The organism is Rathayibacter sp. VKM Ac-2929, assembly GCF_022815495.1.
Lineage (GTDB): Bacteria > Actinomycetota > Actinomycetes > Actinomycetales > Microbacteriaceae > Rathayibacter > Rathayibacter festucae.
In genome coordinates this window covers 321,366-337,649 of the sequence record NZ_JALGRV010000005.1, presented here as the reverse complement: position 1 = coordinate 337,649, position 16,284 = coordinate 321,366, and the positions used below count along the sequence as shown (strand labels likewise).

The following is a 16,284-nucleotide window of genomic DNA, read 5'->3' as shown; positions in this document are numbered from 1 at the left end:
GTGCCCGGGCCGCCGCGGGCCCCGGCGTAGAGTGACGCGATGATCTCCGAGGTGCGCCACGACGAGGACCGGTCCCAGTACACGCTGTGGGTCGACGGCGAGAACGTCGGCCTCGCCGACTACGCGGTCCGCGGGGCGGACGTGGTCTTCCTGCACACCGAGATCGCGCCCGAGCACCGGCACGAGGGCCTCGGCGACCGCCTGGTCGAGGCGGCCCTGGACGACGCCCACGAGCGCGGGGCGCACGTCGTCCCGCTCTGCCCCTTCGTCGCCGACTTCATCGCCGAGCACCCGGACTACCAGGAGCTCCTCGCGAGCTGAGCGGAGCGGAGCCCGCGCCCCGGAGGGCGCCCCGCCTCACGGCACCCGGCGCAGCCACTCCGGCGTCGAGTACTTCGACGTCACGAGCTCCTCGGCCTCCGCGTACTCCTCGGCCGTCAGGTCGCCCGCGGTCCCGCCGTGCAGCTGGACGAACGTCGCCTTCATCCGCTCGATGATCTCGGCGCGGCTGAGCCCGGTCTGGCTGCGCAGCGGATCGACGCGCTTGACCGCGGAGGCGATGCCCTTGTCGGAGAGCTTCTCGCGTCCGATCCGCAGCACCTGCACCATCTTCTCGGCGTCGATGTCGTAGCTCATCGTCACGTGGTGCAGGACGGCGCCGGAGCCGAGCCGCTTCTGCGCCGCGCCGCCGATCTTGCCGGAGGGCGAGGTGATGTCGTTGAGCGGCTGGTAGACCGCGTCGATGCCGAGCGACTGCAGCGCGCTGACGGCCCACTCGTCGAGGAAGGCGTAGGAGTCGGCGAAGGTGAGGCCCTGCACCAGGTCGCCGGGCACGTAGAGCGAGTAGGTGACGACGCTGCCCGCCTCCATGAACATCGCGCCGCCGCCGGAGATGCGGCGGACGACCTCGACGCCGAACTTCTCCGCGTTCTCGAGGTCGACCTCGTTGCGCAGCGACTGGAAGCTGCCGATCACCACGGCGGGCTGGTCCCACTCCCAGATCCGCAGGGTCGGCTCGCGGCGCCCCTCGCCGACGGCGGCGGTGAGCACCTCGTCGAGCGCGAGGTGCATCGACGGCGAGACCGCCTTCGCGTGCACGATGCGCCAGTCGTAGTCGCGCCAGCTGGTCGCCTTCTGCAGCGAGCGCCGGATCGCGACCGCGACGGCCTCGGGCGTGAAGCCGAGCAGCACCGCGTCGGACGGCAGCGCCTGCCGGATCGCGGCGGCGATCGTCTTCGCGTCGCTCTCGGCGGGGAGCCCCACGACCGCGCGGTCGATGTCGTCGAGCGCCGTGTCGGGCTCGAGGAAGAAGTCGCCCGCCAGCCGGAAGCCGGCGAACCTCCCGTCGACGACGTCGAGGTCGACGACCACGAGCTTTCCACCGGGGACCTTGTACTCGCCATGCATGACGTCAGCCTAGGCCGGAGGAGCGACGTCCTCCCCTGCCGCCGGGAACCGCTCGTCGAGCCAGCCGACCAGGTCGGCCGTGACCTCGACGCGGTTGAGCTCCTGGAACAGCTCGTGCCGCGCCTCCGGGTACACCCGCACGCTGACGTCTCTGTAGCCCGCGCGGCGCCGGTAGGCCTGCGCCAGCGCCCGCACCGAGCGCTCGCCGCCGAGCGTGTCGTCGGCGCCGACCACGAGCAGCAGCGGCAGGGGATGCTCGGGCCGCCGCGCGGGCCGGCCGATCAGCCGGAGCGTCTCGCGCAGCCCGATCCGCTTCGCGAGCGGAGTGGTGAAGGTCAGCGGGTCGTCGTGGAAGAGCTGCCAGACCGCCGGGTCGCGCGAGAGCCACTCGAGCCCGAGCCCGCCGGGCACCCGGTGCCGGCGGGACAGATCGCCGGCATTCATGTAGCCGGGCAGCCGGTAGGCCGTGCCGCTGAGGATCAGGGCCGCGTAGTCGGCGGAGCGGTGGTCGACGATCCGCTGCGCCATCAGCGAGCCCCAGGAGTGGCCGAGCAGGACGATCGGGACGCCGCAGTTCTCCCCGGCGAGCTCGCGGGTGAGCCGGTTGATCGCCTCCTCCGCCGCGCGCAGACCGCCCGGCCCGAGCCGGCCGAGCTCGGCGACGTCGCCGCCGTGCTGCTCGAGGCCGGTCCGCCCGTGCCCGCGGTGGTCGTCGGCGGCGACGGCGTAGCCCGCGGCGACCAGCGCCTCGGCGAGCTCGACGTAGCGGCCGGAGTGCTCGCCGACGCCGTGCGCGATCTGCACGATCGCCCTCGGGCGCGGGTGCGACCACCAGCGCCAGTGGATCGTCACGCCGTAGGCGTCCTGGAAGGTCCTGTCGACCGCGGTGCCGGGCATGGGACCAGTGTGGCCCTCCGGCCGCTGAGCGCGAAGACGAGCGGAGGAACTGAGAAGATACTCACGATCCGTCGGACAACGGTCCCGCCCGCCCGCCCGATCGCTAGCGTTCTACCGCCGTGCGGAGCCCCCACGTCCGTCCCCATCCCCCATCTCGAGCGAGGCCAGCCCCCACATGACCGTGTCGCCCCTGATCTGGACCCTGACGATCGTCTTCATCGTCCTGCTCCTGCTCTTCGACTTCTTCTTCCACGTGCGCAAGGCGCACGAGCCGACCCTCAAGGAGTCGGCACTCTGGTCGGCCCTCTACGTCGGCATCGCCGTGCTCTTCGGCGTCGGCGTCCTCGTCTTCGGCGGACCGACCCCGGGCTCCGAGTACTTCGCCGGCTACATCACGGAGAAGGCGCTGTCGGTCGACAACCTCTTCGTCTTCCTCATCATCATGGCGAGCTTCAAGGTGCCCCGCGCCGACCAGCAGAAGGTGCTGCTCTTCGGCATCGTCTTCGCGCTGATCGCCCGCACCGGCTTCATCTTCCTCGGCGCCGCGCTGATCAACTCCTTCGCCTGGATCTTCTACCTCTTCGGCCTGATCCTGCTGCTGACGGCGTTCAACCTGGTGAAGCCCGGCGACGAGCACGCCGGCGACAACGTGATGGTCCGCCTCGCCAAGCGCGTCTTCAAGACGAGCGACCAGTACGACGGCGACAAGTTCTACACCCACATCGACGGCAAGAAGGTCCTCACGCCGATGATCCTGGTGATGGCGGCGATCGGCGGCACGGACATCCTGTTCGCCCTCGACAGCGTCCCCGCGATCTTCGGCCTCACCAGCGACGTCTTCCTGGTCTTCACCGCCACGGCGTTCTCGCTGCTGGGCCTGCGCCAGCTCTACTTCCTGATCGACGGCCTGCTCGACCGCCTCGTCTACCTCAGCTACGGCCTCGCCGCGATCCTCGCCTTCATCGGCGTGAAGCTGATCCTGCACGCGCTGCACGAGAACAACCTGCCGTTCATCAACGGCGGCGAGCACGTCGAGGTCTTCGAGATCGGCACCGGCCTCTCGCTCACCGTGATCATCGGAGTCCTGGCCGTCACGGTCATCGCCTCGCTGGTCAGCCCGAAGGGCCGCCGCATGGCCGCCGAGGCCGCGGAGCGCAAGCGCGTGGCCGCCGAGGCCGGAGCGGACGTCGAAGCCGGGCACTGACCTGCACAACCGAGGCTGGGACGCACGATCCGGGGAGGAATCCCCCGGATCGTGCGTCCCGGCCTTCGTCGTGCGGCTACTTCGCTCGGTACCGGTGCTCGGGGCGGCCCGTCGTCCCGTAGCTGAGGGTCATCTCCACCAGGCCGCGGCCGGCGAGGCCCGAGAGGTAGCGCTGAGCGGTCGCGCGGGAGATGCCGGCGCGCTCCGCGACGTCGAGCGCCGAGAGCTCCGCGCCCGACTCGGACAGGCGCGCCAGCACCAGCTGCTCCGTCGCGGAGCGGGACGGCTGGGCCGCCGCCGCATCGCCCGAGTGCAGGATGCGCAGCGCCCGCTCCACCGACTCCTGGCCGGCGACCCGGTCCTCGCGCAGCACGTTGCGGAAGCGCACGTAGGCGTCGAGGCGCTCGCCGAGCAGCCGCGCGTCGAACGGCTTGATCAGGTAGCCGAGGGCCCCCGCGTGCAGGGCCCTCCGCACCGTCGCCCCGTCGGAGGCCGCGCTCACCACGAACGCGTCCGTCTCCAGCTCGCGCAGCAGCGCGATCCCGCTCTGGTCCGGCAGGTGCACGTCGAGCAACAGCAGGTCCGGCGCGTGCTCGAGCACCGCCGCCCGCGCCGCCCGGGCGGTGTGCACCGGCGGCAGCGCCCGCAGGCCCTGCCGGGTGTCGACCAGATCGGCGTGCAGCTGCGCCACCCGGAAGTCGTCGTCGACGACGAGCACGGTGCGCTCCTGCTGATCCGGGGTCATCGGTCCTCCTCCTCGAGCCGCGACTCGTCGCGCAGCTCGTCCTCCGGCGGCAGCACCGCGCCCGGCAGCCGCGCGCAGAGCACCGCCCCGGAGGACTCGCCACCGGCGTCCGCCAGCCACACCTCGCCGCCGCGCCGCGCCGCGACCTCGCGGCAGAGCGGCAGCCCGAAGCCGCGGCCGTGCACGCGGTCGTCGTCCTCGTCCACCGCGCCCGGCCCGCGCGCGAAGAGCGACTCCGGGTCCGCGACGCCGTCCCCCGAGTCGGCGACCGTCACGAACAGCGCGTCCCCGTCGTCGAGCAGCTCGACCTCGACGAACCGGACGTCCCGGCTCCCCTCGACCGCCGCGCGCACCGCGTTGTCGACGAGGTTGCCGACCACCGTCGCGACGTCCTCCGGCTCGATCACGGTCCCGCGCACCAGCGTCTCCTCGCCGAGGGTCAGCAGCACGCCGCGCTCGGCCGCCTCGATCCCCTTCGCGCCGACCAGCGCCTGGAGGTACGGCTCCTGCAGCCGGTCGGCGTGCTGCACCGGGTACTTCAGCGGCCCGCGGGTCAGCACCTCGTCGAGGTACTCGCGCGCGGACCCGGTGCGGCCCGCGTCGAGCAGCCCGGCGACCACGTGCAGCCGGTTGGCGAACTCGTGCCGCTGCACCCGCAGCGCGTTGGTCATCGCGCCGACGGCGTCGAGGCGCCGGCTGAGCGCGGCGAGCGCCGTCCGATCGCTCAGCACCACGACGACGCCGAGATCGCGGTCGCCCCGGGTCACCCGCCGGATGTCGACGTAGACGATGCGGGAGCGCACGACGAAGCCCTCCTCGCCGGTCCCGCGGGAGGGCTCCGTCGAGGCGAGGGCCGCGGCGATCGCGTCGGCGAGCGGCTGCGGCAGCCCGAGGTCAGCGAGCGCGCGGCCGTGCAGGGCGCGACCGGTCGGATCCTCCGAGCCGAGGATCGCCGCGGCGCGGGCGTTGCAGACGCCGACCCGTCCATCGCGGTCGAGGGCGAGCACCCCCTCGTCGACTCCGTCGAGCACCGCGGCCTGGTCCTGCACCAGCGCGGTGAGCTCCTCCGGCGCGAGGCCGAGCGTCAGCCGCAGCAGCCGGCGCCGGATGAAGACGGAGGCGACGGCCGCGAGCACGAGCCCGGCGAGCGCCGCGGCCAGCACGCCCAGCAGCGCGGTCGGCAGGTCGTCGAAGACGCTGGAGCGGGCGAAGCCGATGCTCACCTCGCCGACCACGCGCGCGCCGTCCGGCCCGTAGACCGGCACCTTCGCCCGCGCGGACTCCCCGAGCGTGCCGGTGCCCCAGGACACCGACTCCCGGCCGGCGAGCGCCTCCTCCGCACTCGTCGAGACCACCTCGCCGAGTCGCTCGAGGTCGGGGTGGGCCAGCCGGATGCCCCGGTCGTCGGTGATCACGACGAAGAGTGCGCCGGTACGCTCCTCGATCGCCTCGGCGGCGGTCTCGAGCGTCCCGCCCTCCAGCTCGGCCCGGGAGGGCACGGCCGGGTCGGCGGAGGAGGCGGCGACCGCGTCGCGCACGTCGGCGTCCTCGGCGACGGTGCGGGCGATGGCGAGCGCCGTCTCCTCCGCCTCGCCCTGCAGCTGCTGCACGCTCAGCGCCGTGACGAGCCCCGCGCAGACCAGGACGGCCGCCGTGACCGTCGCGAGCTGCAGCACGAGCACGTGGGTCGCGAAGCGCATCGAACTCCTCGTCGTCGAGACGGCCGGGCCGGGCGAGCACCTTCGGTCCGGTCGGGATGCGCAGAATGCGCAGAACCCACACTATGCGCAGATCGCGCGCTAATGAGCGATACCCGGGCCGGGCGCCCGGCCCTGCCTAATGTGTCCACGACCTGGAGAGCCCGCCGCGGGATCCCGGACGCACGACGACGAAGGAGTCAGCAGTGTTGGTAGTACTCGGATTCACGATGATCCTGGCCTTCATGGCCCTGATCATGACCAAGCGGCTCACGCCCATGGTCGCCCTGATCGTCGTCCCGACGATCTTCGGGCTCTTCGCCGGCGCCGGTCTCGGCATCGGCGACATGGTGCTCGAGGCGATCGGCAGCCTCGCGCCCACGGCCGCCCTGCTGATGTTCGCGATCATGTACTTCGGCATCATGATCGACGTCGGCCTCTTCGACCCGCTGATCCGCTTCATCGTCCGCGCGCTCGGCGACGACCCGGCCAAGGTCGTCCTCGGCACCGCGCTGCTCGCCGGCGCGGTCTCGCTCGACGGTGACGGCTCGACCACCTTCATCGTGACCACCGCCGCGATGCTGCCGATCTACCTCCGCCTCGGGATGAACCCCGTCGTCCTCACCTGCGTCGCCGGCCTCGCCAACGGCACGCTCAACATCGTCCCCTGGGGCGGCCCCACGGTGCGCGCCGCCGCGGCGCTGCAGGTCTCGCCGAGCGAGATCTTCGTGCCGATGCTGCCCTCGCTCGCCGTCGGCCTCGCCGTCACGCTCGTCTTCTCCTGGTTCCTCGGACTCGGCGAGCGCCGCCGCCTCGGCTCGCTCGCTCTCGCCGAGCCGATGCTCGAGCAGGAGCTCGTCGGCGCCGGCTCGTCCCGCGGCGGCGCGGCCCGCTCCGGCTCCTCGCGCACCGGCGGCCTCGCCGCCCTCACCGGCGGCATCCGCACCGTCGCCCGCGAGCGCTTCTCCTTCCTCCGCGGCCCGGAGTCGCTGCGCGGCGCCCAGGTCGCCGTCGCCGCCCGCGTCCAGGCCGACGACGCGGACACCGCGATGGCCGACACCATGCTCGACCCCGAGCGCGAGACCCTCCGCCCGAAGCTGATCTGGGTCAACCTCGTGCTGACCCTCGCCGTGATGACCCTCCTCGTCGCCGACGTCCTCCCGCTCCCCTACGTCTTCATGGTCGGCTCCGCGGTCGCGCTGCTGATCAACTTCCCGAAGATGAAGGACCAGGCGTCCGAGATCGTCAAGCACGCGCCGAGCATCGTCGGCGTCGTCTCGATGGTCCTCGCGGCCGGCGTGCTGATCGGCGTCCTCAACGGCACCGGCATGGTCGACGCGATGGCCGAGTGGGTCGTCGACGTCATCCCGCCCGCGCTCGGCCCGTTCCTCGCTGTGATCACCGGCGTGCTGAGCATCCCGATGACCTTCTTCATGTCGAACGACGCCTTCTACTACGGCATCCTCCCGGTGCTCTCCGAGAGCGCCGCGCAGTACGGCATCGACCCGGTCGAGATGGCCCGCGCGTCGATCACCGGCCAGCCCGTCCACCTGCAGAGCCCGCTCGTGCCGGCGATCCTGCTGCTGGTCTCGCTCGCCGCGGTCAACCTGGGCGACCACCACCGCAAGGTCCTCTGGCGCGCGGTGATCGTGTCGCTGGTGATGCTCGCGGTCGGGGTCCTGGTCGGAGCGATCCCCTTCGGCTGATCCGGGGACCTGGCGTCAGCCCAGCAGCGGCGCCAGGTTCTCCGCCCAGACGTCGAAGCCGAGCTTCACGATCAGCGCGCCGACGACCACGAGGAACGCGATCCGGATGAACCGGCTGCCCTTCGCCACGGCCATCCGCGAGCCGAGGTAGGCGCCCGCCACGTTCGCGAGCCCCATGAACAGCCCGAGCAGCCAGATCACGTGGCCGCCCGGCACGAAGTACAGCAGCGCACCGAGGTTCGTCGCGACGTTGACGATCTTCGCCTTCGCGCTCGCGAGCAGGAAGTCGTAGCCCAGCGCCGTGATCAGCGCGATGATCAGGAACGTCCCTGTCCCCGGTCCGATCAGCCCGTCGTAGAAGCCGATGACGAGCCCGAGCACCCCCGCGGTCACCAGGTGCCGGCGCCCGGCGTGCCTGAGGGCGGTGACAGCGCCCATCGCGGGCCGAGCGATCGTCACCACGGCCACGACGATCAGCGCGACGACGATGATCGGCTTGAACACCGACCCGGGCAGCAGCCCCGCGAGGTTCGCTCCCCCGTAGCTGCCGGCCAGCGCCACCGCCGCCATCGGCAGCGCCGTCCGCAGGTCCGGCCTCGCCCGCCGGTAGAAGGTGATCGCGCTCGTCGTCGTCCCGAAGATCGAGGCGAGCTTGTTGGTCGCGAGCGCCTGCACGGGTGAGATGCCCGGCACGAGCAGCAGGGCGGGGAGTTGGAGCAGGCCGCCGCCACCCACCACCGCGTCGATCCAGCCCGCGGCGAACGCGGCCAGGATCATCAGCAGGATGACGGGGAGGGCGAGGTCCTCGGTGAACGTCAGCATCGGTCGGAAGCGTATCCGGCCGCCGCCACCCCCTCGACCCGGGCGTCGCGCCACCCTAGGGTCGGCGGCATGCGATTCGGACTCTTCATCCCCCAGGGCTGGCGCCACGACCTCGTCGGCATCGATCCCGCCGACCAGTGGCGCACCATGCGCGACCTCGCCCAGCACGCCGACGCCGGCCCGTGGGAGTCGGTGTGGGTCTACGACCACTTCCACACCGTCCCGGTGGTGACGGAGGAGGCGACCCACGAGGCGTGGACGCTGATGGCCGCGTTCGCCGCCGCCACCTCGCGGGTGCGGCTCGGCCAGATGTGCACCTGCATGAGCTACCGCAACCCCGCGCACCTCGCCAAGATCGCCACCACCGTCGACATCGTCTCCGGCGGCCGGGTGGAGATGGGCATCGGCGGCGGCTGGTACGAGCACGAGTGGCGCGCCTACGGCTACGGCTTCCCGCCGATCGCCGAGCGCCTCGGCCGCCTCGACGAGGGCGTGCAGATCATGCGCCAGGCCTGGACCGAGGGCGTCTCGACCCTCGACGGCCGCTACTACCAGGTGGACGGCGCGGTGAACCGCCCGCTCCCCCTGCAGGACGGCGGGATTCCGCTGTGGGTCGCCGGCGGCGGCGAGAAGGTGACGCTGCGCATCGCGGCGCAGTACGCGCAGTACACCAACTTCGCGGGCGCCCCGGAGGCGTTCGAGCACAAGAGCGCCGTCCTCCGCGGCCACTGCGAGCGGCTCGGCACCGACTACTCCGCGATCACCCGCAGCTCCAACTACAACGTGATGATCGCCGAGACGGAGGCGGAGGTCGAGAAGGGCCTGCAGCGCCTGGAGCAGCGCGTCACCCCCGCCCTCGGCGCCGAGGCGGCCGCGGCGTTCGTGGCGGAGTACCGCAGCCCCGACGCCCTCGCGGTCGGCACCCCCGCGCAGATCGTCGACCGCCTCGGCGACATGCGCGACCGCGGCATGGACTACGCGATCACGTACTTCCCGGACGCCGCCTACGACCGCTCCGGCCTCGAGCTCTTCGAGCGCGACGTCGTCCCGCACCTGTCCTGACCCGCGCCGTCGATCCGTCGCGAACGGCTCTCGCCACACGGGCGGGACGACCGTTCCTGACGGATCGGCAGCGCGCCTACGCCTCGCCCGCGCGGTCCGCAAGTCCCTGCGTCGGGGCGGGCCGCGCGCCTACGGTCGAGGCATGGACGCACAGGACATCCGCTGGAACGACGAAGCCCGCGACAAGATCCTCGAGGACTCGGACAGGGTCCTCCGCGAGGCGGTGCTCGACCTCGCGAAGACCAAGAAGGGCGAGCCCTGGGAGGACGTCTTCGCCGAGCTCAACGCACGACTGAAAGATCAGTTCATCGACTTCGAGCCCGGCCCGGACCTCCGCAAGTACGCCGAGGCCGTCTCCGCGGGAGAGATCGAGTCGTGAGCGCCGACGACGGCGACACCGGCCGAGCCGTGGACCCGGCGCTCGCCGACGAGCTGGCCTCGATCCGCGCCGTCGGCGAGGGCCGCCGCGGCGACGCCGCCGACGAGTCGGACGTCGAGCACGGCGACCCGCAGACCGTCGAGCAGGTCGAGCAGGAGCTCAAGGGCGGCCTCGACCTCGACTGACCGAACGCAGAACGCAGAAGGCCCGCTCCCCTCCAGGGCACGGGCCTTCCTGCGTTTTGAGCCGACGACGAAGCTCACTCCGCCGGTACAGCGCACGTGCGGTCCGACGCCTTCTGACCGGTGACGCCAGGGAGCGGATCGGCGTCCGGCGCGACGGCGCCGGTCGCGACGGGCGCGGCTGCTTCCGGCACCGCGGGCGATTCTTCGGCGCCGCTCTCCGCCCCCTCGACTCCCTGCGGCGCCGCGGGGGTGAACGGGACGTCGTCGCGCACCTTAGCCATCAGGTCAGGGCCGAGCGACGGGTCCGGCACGACCTTCCCGGGGAAGTCGGAATCGCCGGTGCTGCCCGGGTACTGCACGAAGACCAGCCGATCGAGTTCCACGTCCTTCAGTGCGAGGGCGAGCCCGATCAATGTCCGGGGCTCGGTCATCGACGTCGACAGGTGCATCGCGTGCGACGCCGCATGCGCCAGTCCGTACAGGGCGCCGGCGTCCGAGAGCGTGCCGGACGACTTCACCTTCCTCATCAGCGAGGACAGGAACTGCTGCTGCGACGAGATCCGGGCCAGGTCGCTGCCGTCCCCGACGCCATGCCGCGTCCGCAGGAACGCGAGCGCTGTCGCACCGGAGACCGTGCTCGTCCCGGCGGGGAGATCGAGCCCCGAATCCGTGTCCCGCACGGCTCCCGTCAGGCAGATGTCGACGCCGCCCACCGCGTCGCTCATCTCGATGACACCCTGGAAGGAGATCCAGCCGGCGTAGGGGATGTCCAGTCCGGTCAGCTGCTCCACCGAGCGGTTGACGCAGGCGAGCCCGCCGGCCGAGAACGTGGAGTTCAGCGGCACGTCGCCCTCCCCCGCCGTGACGACCCCCGTCTCCGGATCGGTGCAGTCGGGCCGGTTGACGAGAAGGTCGCGGGGCAGCGAGACGACGACCGCGCTCCGGTGGTCGCGCGCGACGTGCAGGAGGATGTTGACGTCGTTCAGCGTCGCGTCCCTGCCGCCGTACTCGTTGCCCTGCGCCGCGTCGTTGTCCGCCCCGACGACGAGCAGGTTGAAGCCGCCCTCCACCTCGCCGAACGGACGCGGCGTCGCCGACGCGGACAGTGCCGCTCCGACGTCGAGATCGACGGCGTTCTCCGCGACGGTGCGGCCGATGCTCGCCGCCGCGATGGCGCCCACGGACCCGCAGCCCACGACGAGCACGGCGACCACGGAGACCACGACCCTCACCACATCCCGCGCCGCGGACCTTCGGCGCAGCCGGCCGTGCCGGACCGGCACCGCACTCGAGCGCCTCACAGGCGGCGACTCCGTCGCTTCCGCGCGCTTCCGCGCGACCGCCACTCGACCGCATCTGCGTCAGGAGCCGGAACTCGAACGAGGGCCCAGCCGCCCGGGTACCTCTGCCTCATGCTCCGTACTTGTTGTTGAGTGCCTGAGCGATGTCCCGGTAGTCCTCCGGGCCGAGCGAGCCGTTGACCGTCGCGCGGCCGCTGCCGTAGTGACCGCCGAAACGCTCGAGCCCCCGGGTCGTCTCCTGATCCAGGACGCCGGGGAAGGACCCGGAGGAGTAGAAGAGCTGGCCTTTGAGATGCCTCTCCACGCCGACCCAGCTGTTGCGCCCGAGGTCTCCATCGATCGGGCCGCTGTAGCCGCCATCGGCGGCGTAGCACTGGAGGAGCTTCCAGAAGTTCGTTCCGGGGACGCCATCGGATTCCGTCGACGTCCTCGGAAGTTGACGGTTGCAGACCGACGGCGCCGCTTCCGCAGGTGTGCCTGCACCGACGGGGACTGCCACGGCGATGATCGCGGCGAGGACGGTCTTCTTGAGCGGTGAACGGAATGACATCTTTGCCCGATCCTGGTCAGCAGCCGGCGGGTTCGAGTCCTCCCCCACCACGGGAGAAAGCTCCCGCTCGAAAAGGAATACCATCTTCGTATGGTTCCTTCGAGTGCTGTCGCGAAACGCGGCTTGTACAGGCGAACCCCGCGCTGGGCGCGACTCGCGCCGGCGACGAGCACGCACGAAGGCCCGCTCCCCGGTGAGGGAGCGGGCCTTCCGATCGTGCCGGGCGAGCGGCGGGCGACTACGCCGAGAGGCGCTCGTAGTCGGTGTAGCCCTCGGCGCCGCCACCGTAGACGGTCTCCTGGACGAGCTCGTTCTCGGGGTGGCCGCCCTGCCAGCGCTCGACGAGGTCGGGGTTGGCCATGACCGGACGGCCCACCGCGACGGCGTCCGCGTGGCCCTCGGTGATCAGCGACGTCGCCTCCTCGCGGGAGGTCGGGCTGCCGAAGCCGCTGTTCGCGACGAAGACGCCGCCGAAGCGGGTGCGCAGGTCCTGGACCAGCTCGCCGGCCGGCTCGGCGTGCAGGACGCTGAGGTAGGCGAGGCCCAGCGGCGCGAGGCCGTCGACGACCGCCTCGTAGGTGGCGCGCACGTCGGCCTCGTCGGTCTCGACGACGTCCTGGATGTTGTGCGCGGGCGAGAGGCGGATGCCGACGCGGCCGGCACCGATCTCCTCGGCGACCGCGCGGGTGACCTCGACCACGAACGCGGCGCGGGCGGCGGGGCTTCCGCCGTAGGCGTCGGTGCGGACGTTGGAGACCGGCGAGAGGAACTCGTGCAGCAGGTAGCCGTTGGCTCCGTGCACCTCGACGCCGTCGAAGCCGGCGTCGACGGCGCGGCGGGCACCGGCGACGAACTCGTCCCGGACAGTGGCGAGCTCCTCGGTGGTCAGCGCGTGCGGCACCGGGAACGGCTTCTTCTCGCCGCTCGGGACGCGGACCTCGCCGCCGATCGCGACGGCGCTCGGCGCGACGATGCGGTCGGTGCCGGTGACGTCGGTGTGCGTGACGCGCCCGCCGTTCATGACCTGCATCACGATGCGGCCGCCGGCGGCGTGCACGGCGTCGGCGACGCCCTTCCAGCCCTCGGCCTGCTCGGCGGTGACGATGCCGGGCTGGCCCGGGTACGCCTTCGACTCGGCGCTCGGGAAGACGCCCTCGCTGATGATCAGGCCGAGGGAGGCGCGCTGGGCGTAGTGCTCGGCGATGAGGTCGCCGGGGACGCCCTGCTCGTCGGCGCGCAGGCGCGTCATCGGCGCCATCACGAGGCGGTTCGGCAGCTCGAGGTCGCCGGCGGTGAGGGGGGAGAAGGGATCCACGGATCGCCTTTCGATCGGAGAGCGGGGGGAGGGCACGTCACCGTTCCCGGGACGCACCCCGGAGGCAACGGTGCCCAGCGCTCGCGCATTCCGCCTCCCGGCGTTCTCCCACCCACGGTGCGCCGGGACGGGCGCGAACATGCTGGTCGAGTAGCCGCGGAGCGGCGTATCGAGACCTGCCGTCACCGACAGGGCGGTTCGCAGACTCGCCCTGTGACGCTGGTGGATCTCGATACGCCCGCTGCGCGGGCTACTCGATCAGCATGGTCAGGAGCACGACGCGACAGCACCTCACGCCATCCGGGACGGACGCTCGTCGCCCGGCCTACAGTGCTGCTGTTCCCTGCGCCGGATGAAGGAGTCGAGCTGATGACCACAGACCTCACCGAGTTCACGATCGGCATCCTGGCCGATGACGAGACCGTCGAGAGAATGCGTCTCGCTCTGCTCGCGGTACTCGAGAACAACGAGTTCCGCGACCTGCCCTGGACGTTCTCCGTCTCGCCAGACCCGGACCTGCGCGGCCGGTAGGGTCACCTGCTCGTCGAGGCGGCGGTCAGAGCCGCCGGCATGGACGGCCCCGCTCGAAGCGCGTGATCGCGCGAGTCATGCTGGTCGAGTAGCCGCGGAGCGGCGTATCGAGACCCGCCGTCACCGACAGAGCGGTCTGCGGACTCGCCCTGTGACGCCGGTGGATCTCGATACGCCCGCGGCGCGGGCTACTCGATCAGCAGGGGGCTGCTCGCTCCGGCTCCCACTCCCCCGCTCCCTCCTCTCGGACAGCCCTCGCTCGGGTGACACCCGGGCTGTCTACACTCGGGAGGCGAACGACGAGGGAGTGCGCGATGCCGAACGATTCATCCCCGACGAGGGCCGCGGCCCGCCGGGGCGCCCGCCGATCGCCGATCGCAGCGCTCCTCGCCCTGCTCGCCGCCGTCGCGCTCGCGGTCGTGCCGGCCGCCGGTGCCGCGGCCGAGCCGCCCGCGACGCTCGGCTCCTCCGTCGTCCTCGACTCGGCCGGAGTCCTCAGCTCAGCGGAGATCGGCGACATCGAGGCCGCCTCCGCCCAGCTCTACCAGGAGCACAGCGTCCAGCTCTTCGTCGCCTACGTCGACACCTTCACCGGCACGACCGGCGACGAGCGCTGGTCGGACGCGACCGCCGAGCTCAACGGACTCGGCACGAACGACGTCCTCCTCGCCGTCGCGGTCGGGTCCCGGCAGTACCAGGTGTCCGTCGACAACGGCTTCGCCCTCGACGCAGGCCAGGTCTCGGCGCTGGAGACCGACGACATCGAGCCGCAGCTCGTCGACGGTGACTGGGCGGGCGCCGCGGTCGCCGCCGCCCAGGGCATCGGCACCCGCCTCGACGCCCCGAGCGCGGGCGAGTCGCTCGGCTCCGGCCTGCTGGTCGTCCTCGCCGTGCTCGCCGGGCTGGTCGTCGTCGGCGTGATCGTCCGGCTCCTCGTCCGCCGCACGCGCCGCCGGAAGGCCGCCGAGGCGGTCGAGGCGTCGATCGACGAGCTCGCCACCCGCGCCGGCTCCGCCCTCGTGCACGCGGACGACGCCGTCCGCACCAGCGAGCAGGAGGTCGGCTTCGCGGAGGCGCAGTTCGGCTCGGACGCGACCGGCCCCTTCCGCGAGGCGCTCACGACCGCGAAGCGGCTCCTCGGCGAGGCCTTCGCCCTCCAGCAGCGGCTCGACGACGCGGAGCCGGAGACCGACCAGGAGCGCCGCGACGGCTACGGCCGGATCCTGCAGCTCTGCGCCGACGCCGAGCAGGTGCTGGACGAGAAGGCGGAGGCCTTCGAGGAGCTCCGCGCCCTCGAGAAGAACGCCCCGGAGGTGGCCGCCCGCCTGACCGCGCGCACCGCGGAGGTCCGGGCCCGCCTCTCCCCCACCCGCGCCCTGCTCGCCGACCTCTCCACCCGCTACGCCCCGACCGCGATCGACGACGTGGAGGACGACGCCGACCAGGCCGAGGACCGCCTCCGCTTCGCCGACGACCAGGTGACCGAGGCGCGGACGGCGCTCACCGCCGGCGACTCGGGCCGCGCGGCCGTGCTCCTGCGCGCCGGCCAGCAGGCGGCCGAGCAGGCCTCGGGCCTCCTCGACGCCGTCGCCACCCGCGCCACCGATCTGCAGGAGGCGGAGCGCACCCTCGCGGGGCGGGTCGCCGAGATCCGCGCCGACGTCGCCCAGGGCCGCACGATCGTGGCGGCGGGCGACTCCGCCGACGCCGCGAGCGCACCCCTCGTCGCGAACGTGCAGTCCGCGGTCGCCACGACGGAGGCCGCCCTCGACGCCGTGGAGCGCGACGCCGCCGCGAGCCCTCGCGACCCGCTCGCGCTGCTGGAGCGCCTGACGGCGGCCGACGCGACCATCGACGCCGCGGTCGGCGGCTACCGCGACGCCCAGGCGCAGCGCGAGCGCCAGCGGGCCGCCCTCGCCGCCGAGATCGGCGCCGCCCGCAGCCGTGTGTCCGCCGCGGAGGACTTCATCGCCGCCCGGCGCGGGGCCGTCGGCTCGCAGGCGCGCACCCGCGTCGCCGAGGCCGCGCGCTCGGCGGAGTACGCCGCGCAGATCGCGGCCACCGACCCGGCCGAGGCGCTCGCCTCCGCCCAGCGCGCCTCCGCCCTCGCGCAGCAGGCGCTCCAGGCCGCCCGCTCCGACGCGAGCGCCTACTCCGCCCCCGGCCTCGGCGGCGGCTACGGCGGCAACACCACCGGCGCCTTCCTCGGCGGCATCCTCGTCGAGTCCCTCCTCGGCGGCGGCGGCGGCCGGCGCTCCGGCTACCGCTCCGGCGGCTTCGGCGGCGGCGGCTTCGGGGGCGGTGGCGGCTTCGGCGGCGGCGGCTCCCGTCGCTCCACCGGGGGCGGCTTCGGCGGCGGTGGCGGCGGCGGCCGTCGCGGCGGCGGCGGACGCTTCTGATCCGCTCCGGACCACCCGCTCGATCCGACGACCCCCGCTCACAGACCCCGGGCCCGCATCCGCTCGGCCCCCGCCCGCAAGCAC

The 16,284-nt window shown here is 72.7% G+C and carries 16 protein-coding genes; 8 read left to right on the top strand and 8 right to left on the bottom strand.

Annotated elements, in window-relative coordinates:
* Window positions 1–39 precede the first annotated feature (39 nt).
* Entirely contained in the window at window positions 40–321 is a 282-nt protein-coding gene (locus MT355_RS17390; RefSeq protein WP_123701984.1) for a GNAT family N-acetyltransferase, read from the top strand.
* Between the two features lie 36 nt (window positions 322–357).
* Here MT355_RS17390 and MT355_RS17385 read toward each other — a convergent pair whose 3' ends face one another.
* Window positions 358–1,407: a biotin/lipoate A/B protein ligase family protein gene (locus MT355_RS17385; protein WP_243600510.1), complete on the bottom strand. Its 1,050-nt coding sequence runs from the start codon at window positions 1,405–1,407 to the stop codon at window positions 358–360.
* Window positions 1,408–1,416: 9 nt separating this feature from the next.
* Window positions 1,417–2,304: an alpha/beta fold hydrolase gene (locus MT355_RS17380; protein WP_243600509.1), complete on the bottom strand. Its 888-nt coding sequence runs from the start codon at window positions 2,302–2,304 to the stop codon at window positions 1,417–1,419.
* Window positions 2,305–2,479: 175 nt separating this feature from the next.
* Between MT355_RS17380 and MT355_RS17375 the strand changes: the two genes are divergently transcribed.
* On the top strand, window positions 2,480–3,508 hold the full coding sequence (locus tag MT355_RS17375; protein ID WP_123444974.1) for a TerC family protein: 1,029 nt from the start codon (window positions 2,480–2,482) through the stop codon (window positions 3,506–3,508).
* 76 nt (window positions 3,509–3,584) lie between these two features.
* Here MT355_RS17375 and MT355_RS17370 read toward each other — a convergent pair whose 3' ends face one another.
* Window positions 3,585–4,253 (bottom strand): response regulator, encoded by a 669-nt coding sequence (locus tag MT355_RS17370; RefSeq protein ID WP_243600508.1) that lies wholly within the window; start codon window positions 4,251–4,253, stop codon window positions 3,585–3,587.
* The gene (locus tag MT355_RS17365; RefSeq protein WP_243600507.1) at window positions 4,250–5,953 is read right to left on the bottom strand and encodes an ATP-binding protein; all 1,704 of its coding nucleotides are present in this window, start codon (window positions 5,951–5,953) and stop codon (window positions 4,250–4,252) included. The genes MT355_RS17370 and MT355_RS17365 overlap by 4 nt, the downstream gene beginning before the upstream one ends.
* A gap of 227 nt (window positions 5,954–6,180) precedes the next feature.
* On the opposite strand from MT355_RS17365, the gene MT355_RS17360 reads away from it, so the two are divergent.
* Window positions 6,181–7,656, top strand: coding sequence for a CitMHS family transporter (locus MT355_RS17360; RefSeq protein ID WP_243600607.1), 1,476 nt, complete (start codon window positions 6,181–6,183; stop codon window positions 7,654–7,656).
* A gap of 15 nt (window positions 7,657–7,671) precedes the next feature.
* Here MT355_RS17360 and MT355_RS17355 read toward each other — a convergent pair whose 3' ends face one another.
* Complete coding sequence (locus MT355_RS17355; protein ID WP_243600506.1) at window positions 7,672–8,478, bottom strand: TSUP family transporter; 807 nt, start codon at window positions 8,476–8,478, stop codon at window positions 7,672–7,674.
* A 69-nt stretch (window positions 8,479–8,547) separates the two neighbouring features.
* Between MT355_RS17355 and MT355_RS17350 the strand changes: the two genes are divergently transcribed.
* The 3 genes from MT355_RS17350 to MT355_RS17340 all read left to right on the top strand — a co-directional run bounded on the left by MT355_RS17350 (window position 8,548) and on the right by MT355_RS17340 (window position 10,104).
* Window positions 8,548–9,540 (top strand): LLM class F420-dependent oxidoreductase, encoded by a 993-nt coding sequence (locus MT355_RS17350; protein WP_243600505.1) that lies wholly within the window; start codon window positions 8,548–8,550, stop codon window positions 9,538–9,540.
* A gap of 142 nt (window positions 9,541–9,682) precedes the next feature.
* Window positions 9,683–9,919 (top strand): hypothetical protein, encoded by a 237-nt coding sequence (locus tag MT355_RS17345; protein WP_123444967.1) that lies wholly within the window; start codon window positions 9,683–9,685, stop codon window positions 9,917–9,919.
* Complete coding sequence (locus MT355_RS17340) at window positions 9,916–10,104, top strand: hypothetical protein (protein WP_123444966.1); 189 nt, start codon at window positions 9,916–9,918, stop codon at window positions 10,102–10,104. Before MT355_RS17345 ends, MT355_RS17340 begins: the two co-directional genes overlap by 4 nt.
* Window positions 10,105–10,178: 74 nt before the next feature.
* Here MT355_RS17340 and MT355_RS17335 read toward each other — a convergent pair whose 3' ends face one another.
* The 3 genes from MT355_RS17335 to MT355_RS17325 all read right to left on the bottom strand — a co-directional run bounded on the left by MT355_RS17335 (window position 10,179) and on the right by MT355_RS17325 (window position 13,270).
* Window positions 10,179–11,327, bottom strand: coding sequence for an LCP family protein (locus MT355_RS17335; RefSeq protein ID WP_243600504.1), 1,149 nt, complete (start codon window positions 11,325–11,327; stop codon window positions 10,179–10,181).
* A 187-nt stretch (window positions 11,328–11,514) separates the two neighbouring features.
* A complete protein-coding gene (locus MT355_RS17330; protein WP_123444964.1) occupies window positions 11,515–12,039 on the bottom strand; it encodes a hypothetical protein in 525 nt (174 codons plus the stop codon).
* A 154-nt stretch (window positions 12,040–12,193) separates the two neighbouring features.
* The gene (locus MT355_RS17325; RefSeq protein WP_243600503.1) at window positions 12,194–13,270 is read right to left on the bottom strand and encodes an alkene reductase; all 1,077 of its coding nucleotides are present in this window, start codon (window positions 13,268–13,270) and stop codon (window positions 12,194–12,196) included.
* Window positions 13,271–13,639: 369 nt separating this feature from the next.
* Here MT355_RS17325 and MT355_RS17320 point away from each other — a divergent pair, with 369 nt between their 5' ends.
* Both MT355_RS17320 and MT355_RS17315 read left to right on the top strand, forming a co-directional pair.
* The gene (locus tag MT355_RS17320; protein ID WP_243600502.1) at window positions 13,640–13,801 is read left to right on the top strand and encodes a hypothetical protein; all 162 of its coding nucleotides are present in this window, start codon (window positions 13,640–13,642) and stop codon (window positions 13,799–13,801) included.
* Between the two features lie 314 nt (window positions 13,802–14,115).
* Window positions 14,116–16,200, top strand: a complete 2,085-nt coding sequence (locus tag MT355_RS17315; protein WP_243600501.1) for a TPM domain-containing protein — start codon at window positions 14,116–14,118, stop codon at window positions 16,198–16,200.
* The last annotated feature ends 84 nt before the right edge of the window (window positions 16,201–16,284 follow it).

What these genes read in the sequence shown, in the direction of transcription:
- MT355_RS17390 (WP_123701984.1), top strand. Translation starts at nt 40, where the DNA reads ATGATCTCCGAGGTGCGCCACGACGAGGACCGGTCCCAGTACACGCTG.
- MT355_RS17385 (WP_243600510.1), bottom strand. Translation starts at nt 1,407, where the DNA reads ATGCATGGCGAGTACAAGGTCCCCGGTGGAAAGCTCGTGGTCGTCGAC.
- MT355_RS17380 (WP_243600509.1), bottom strand. Translation starts at nt 2,304, where the DNA reads ATGCCCGGCACCGCGGTCGACAGGACCTTCCAGGACGCCTACGGCGTG.
- MT355_RS17375 (WP_123444974.1), top strand. Translation starts at nt 2,480, where the DNA reads ATGACCGTGTCGCCCCTGATCTGGACCCTGACGATCGTCTTCATCGTC.
- MT355_RS17370 (WP_243600508.1), bottom strand. Translation starts at nt 4,253, where the DNA reads ATGACCCCGGATCAGCAGGAGCGCACCGTGCTCGTCGTCGACGACGAC.
- MT355_RS17365 (WP_243600507.1), bottom strand. Translation starts at nt 5,953, where the DNA reads ATGCGCTTCGCGACCCACGTGCTCGTGCTGCAGCTCGCGACGGTCACG.
- MT355_RS17360 (WP_243600607.1), top strand. Translation starts at nt 6,181, where the DNA reads ATGATCCTGGCCTTCATGGCCCTGATCATGACCAAGCGGCTCACGCCC.
- MT355_RS17355 (WP_243600506.1), bottom strand. Translation starts at nt 8,478, where the DNA reads ATGCTGACGTTCACCGAGGACCTCGCCCTCCCCGTCATCCTGCTGATG.
- MT355_RS17350 (WP_243600505.1), top strand. Translation starts at nt 8,548, where the DNA reads ATGCGATTCGGACTCTTCATCCCCCAGGGCTGGCGCCACGACCTCGTC.
- MT355_RS17345 (WP_123444967.1), top strand. Translation starts at nt 9,683, where the DNA reads ATGGACGCACAGGACATCCGCTGGAACGACGAAGCCCGCGACAAGATC.
- MT355_RS17330 (WP_123444964.1), bottom strand. Translation starts at nt 12,039, where the DNA reads ATGGTATTCCTTTTCGAGCGGGAGCTTTCTCCCGTGGTGGGGGAGGAC.
- MT355_RS17320 (WP_243600502.1), top strand. Translation starts at nt 13,640, where the DNA reads ATGACCACAGACCTCACCGAGTTCACGATCGGCATCCTGGCCGATGAC.
- MT355_RS17315 (WP_243600501.1), top strand. Translation starts at nt 14,116, where the DNA reads ATGCCGAACGATTCATCCCCGACGAGGGCCGCGGCCCGCCGGGGCGCC.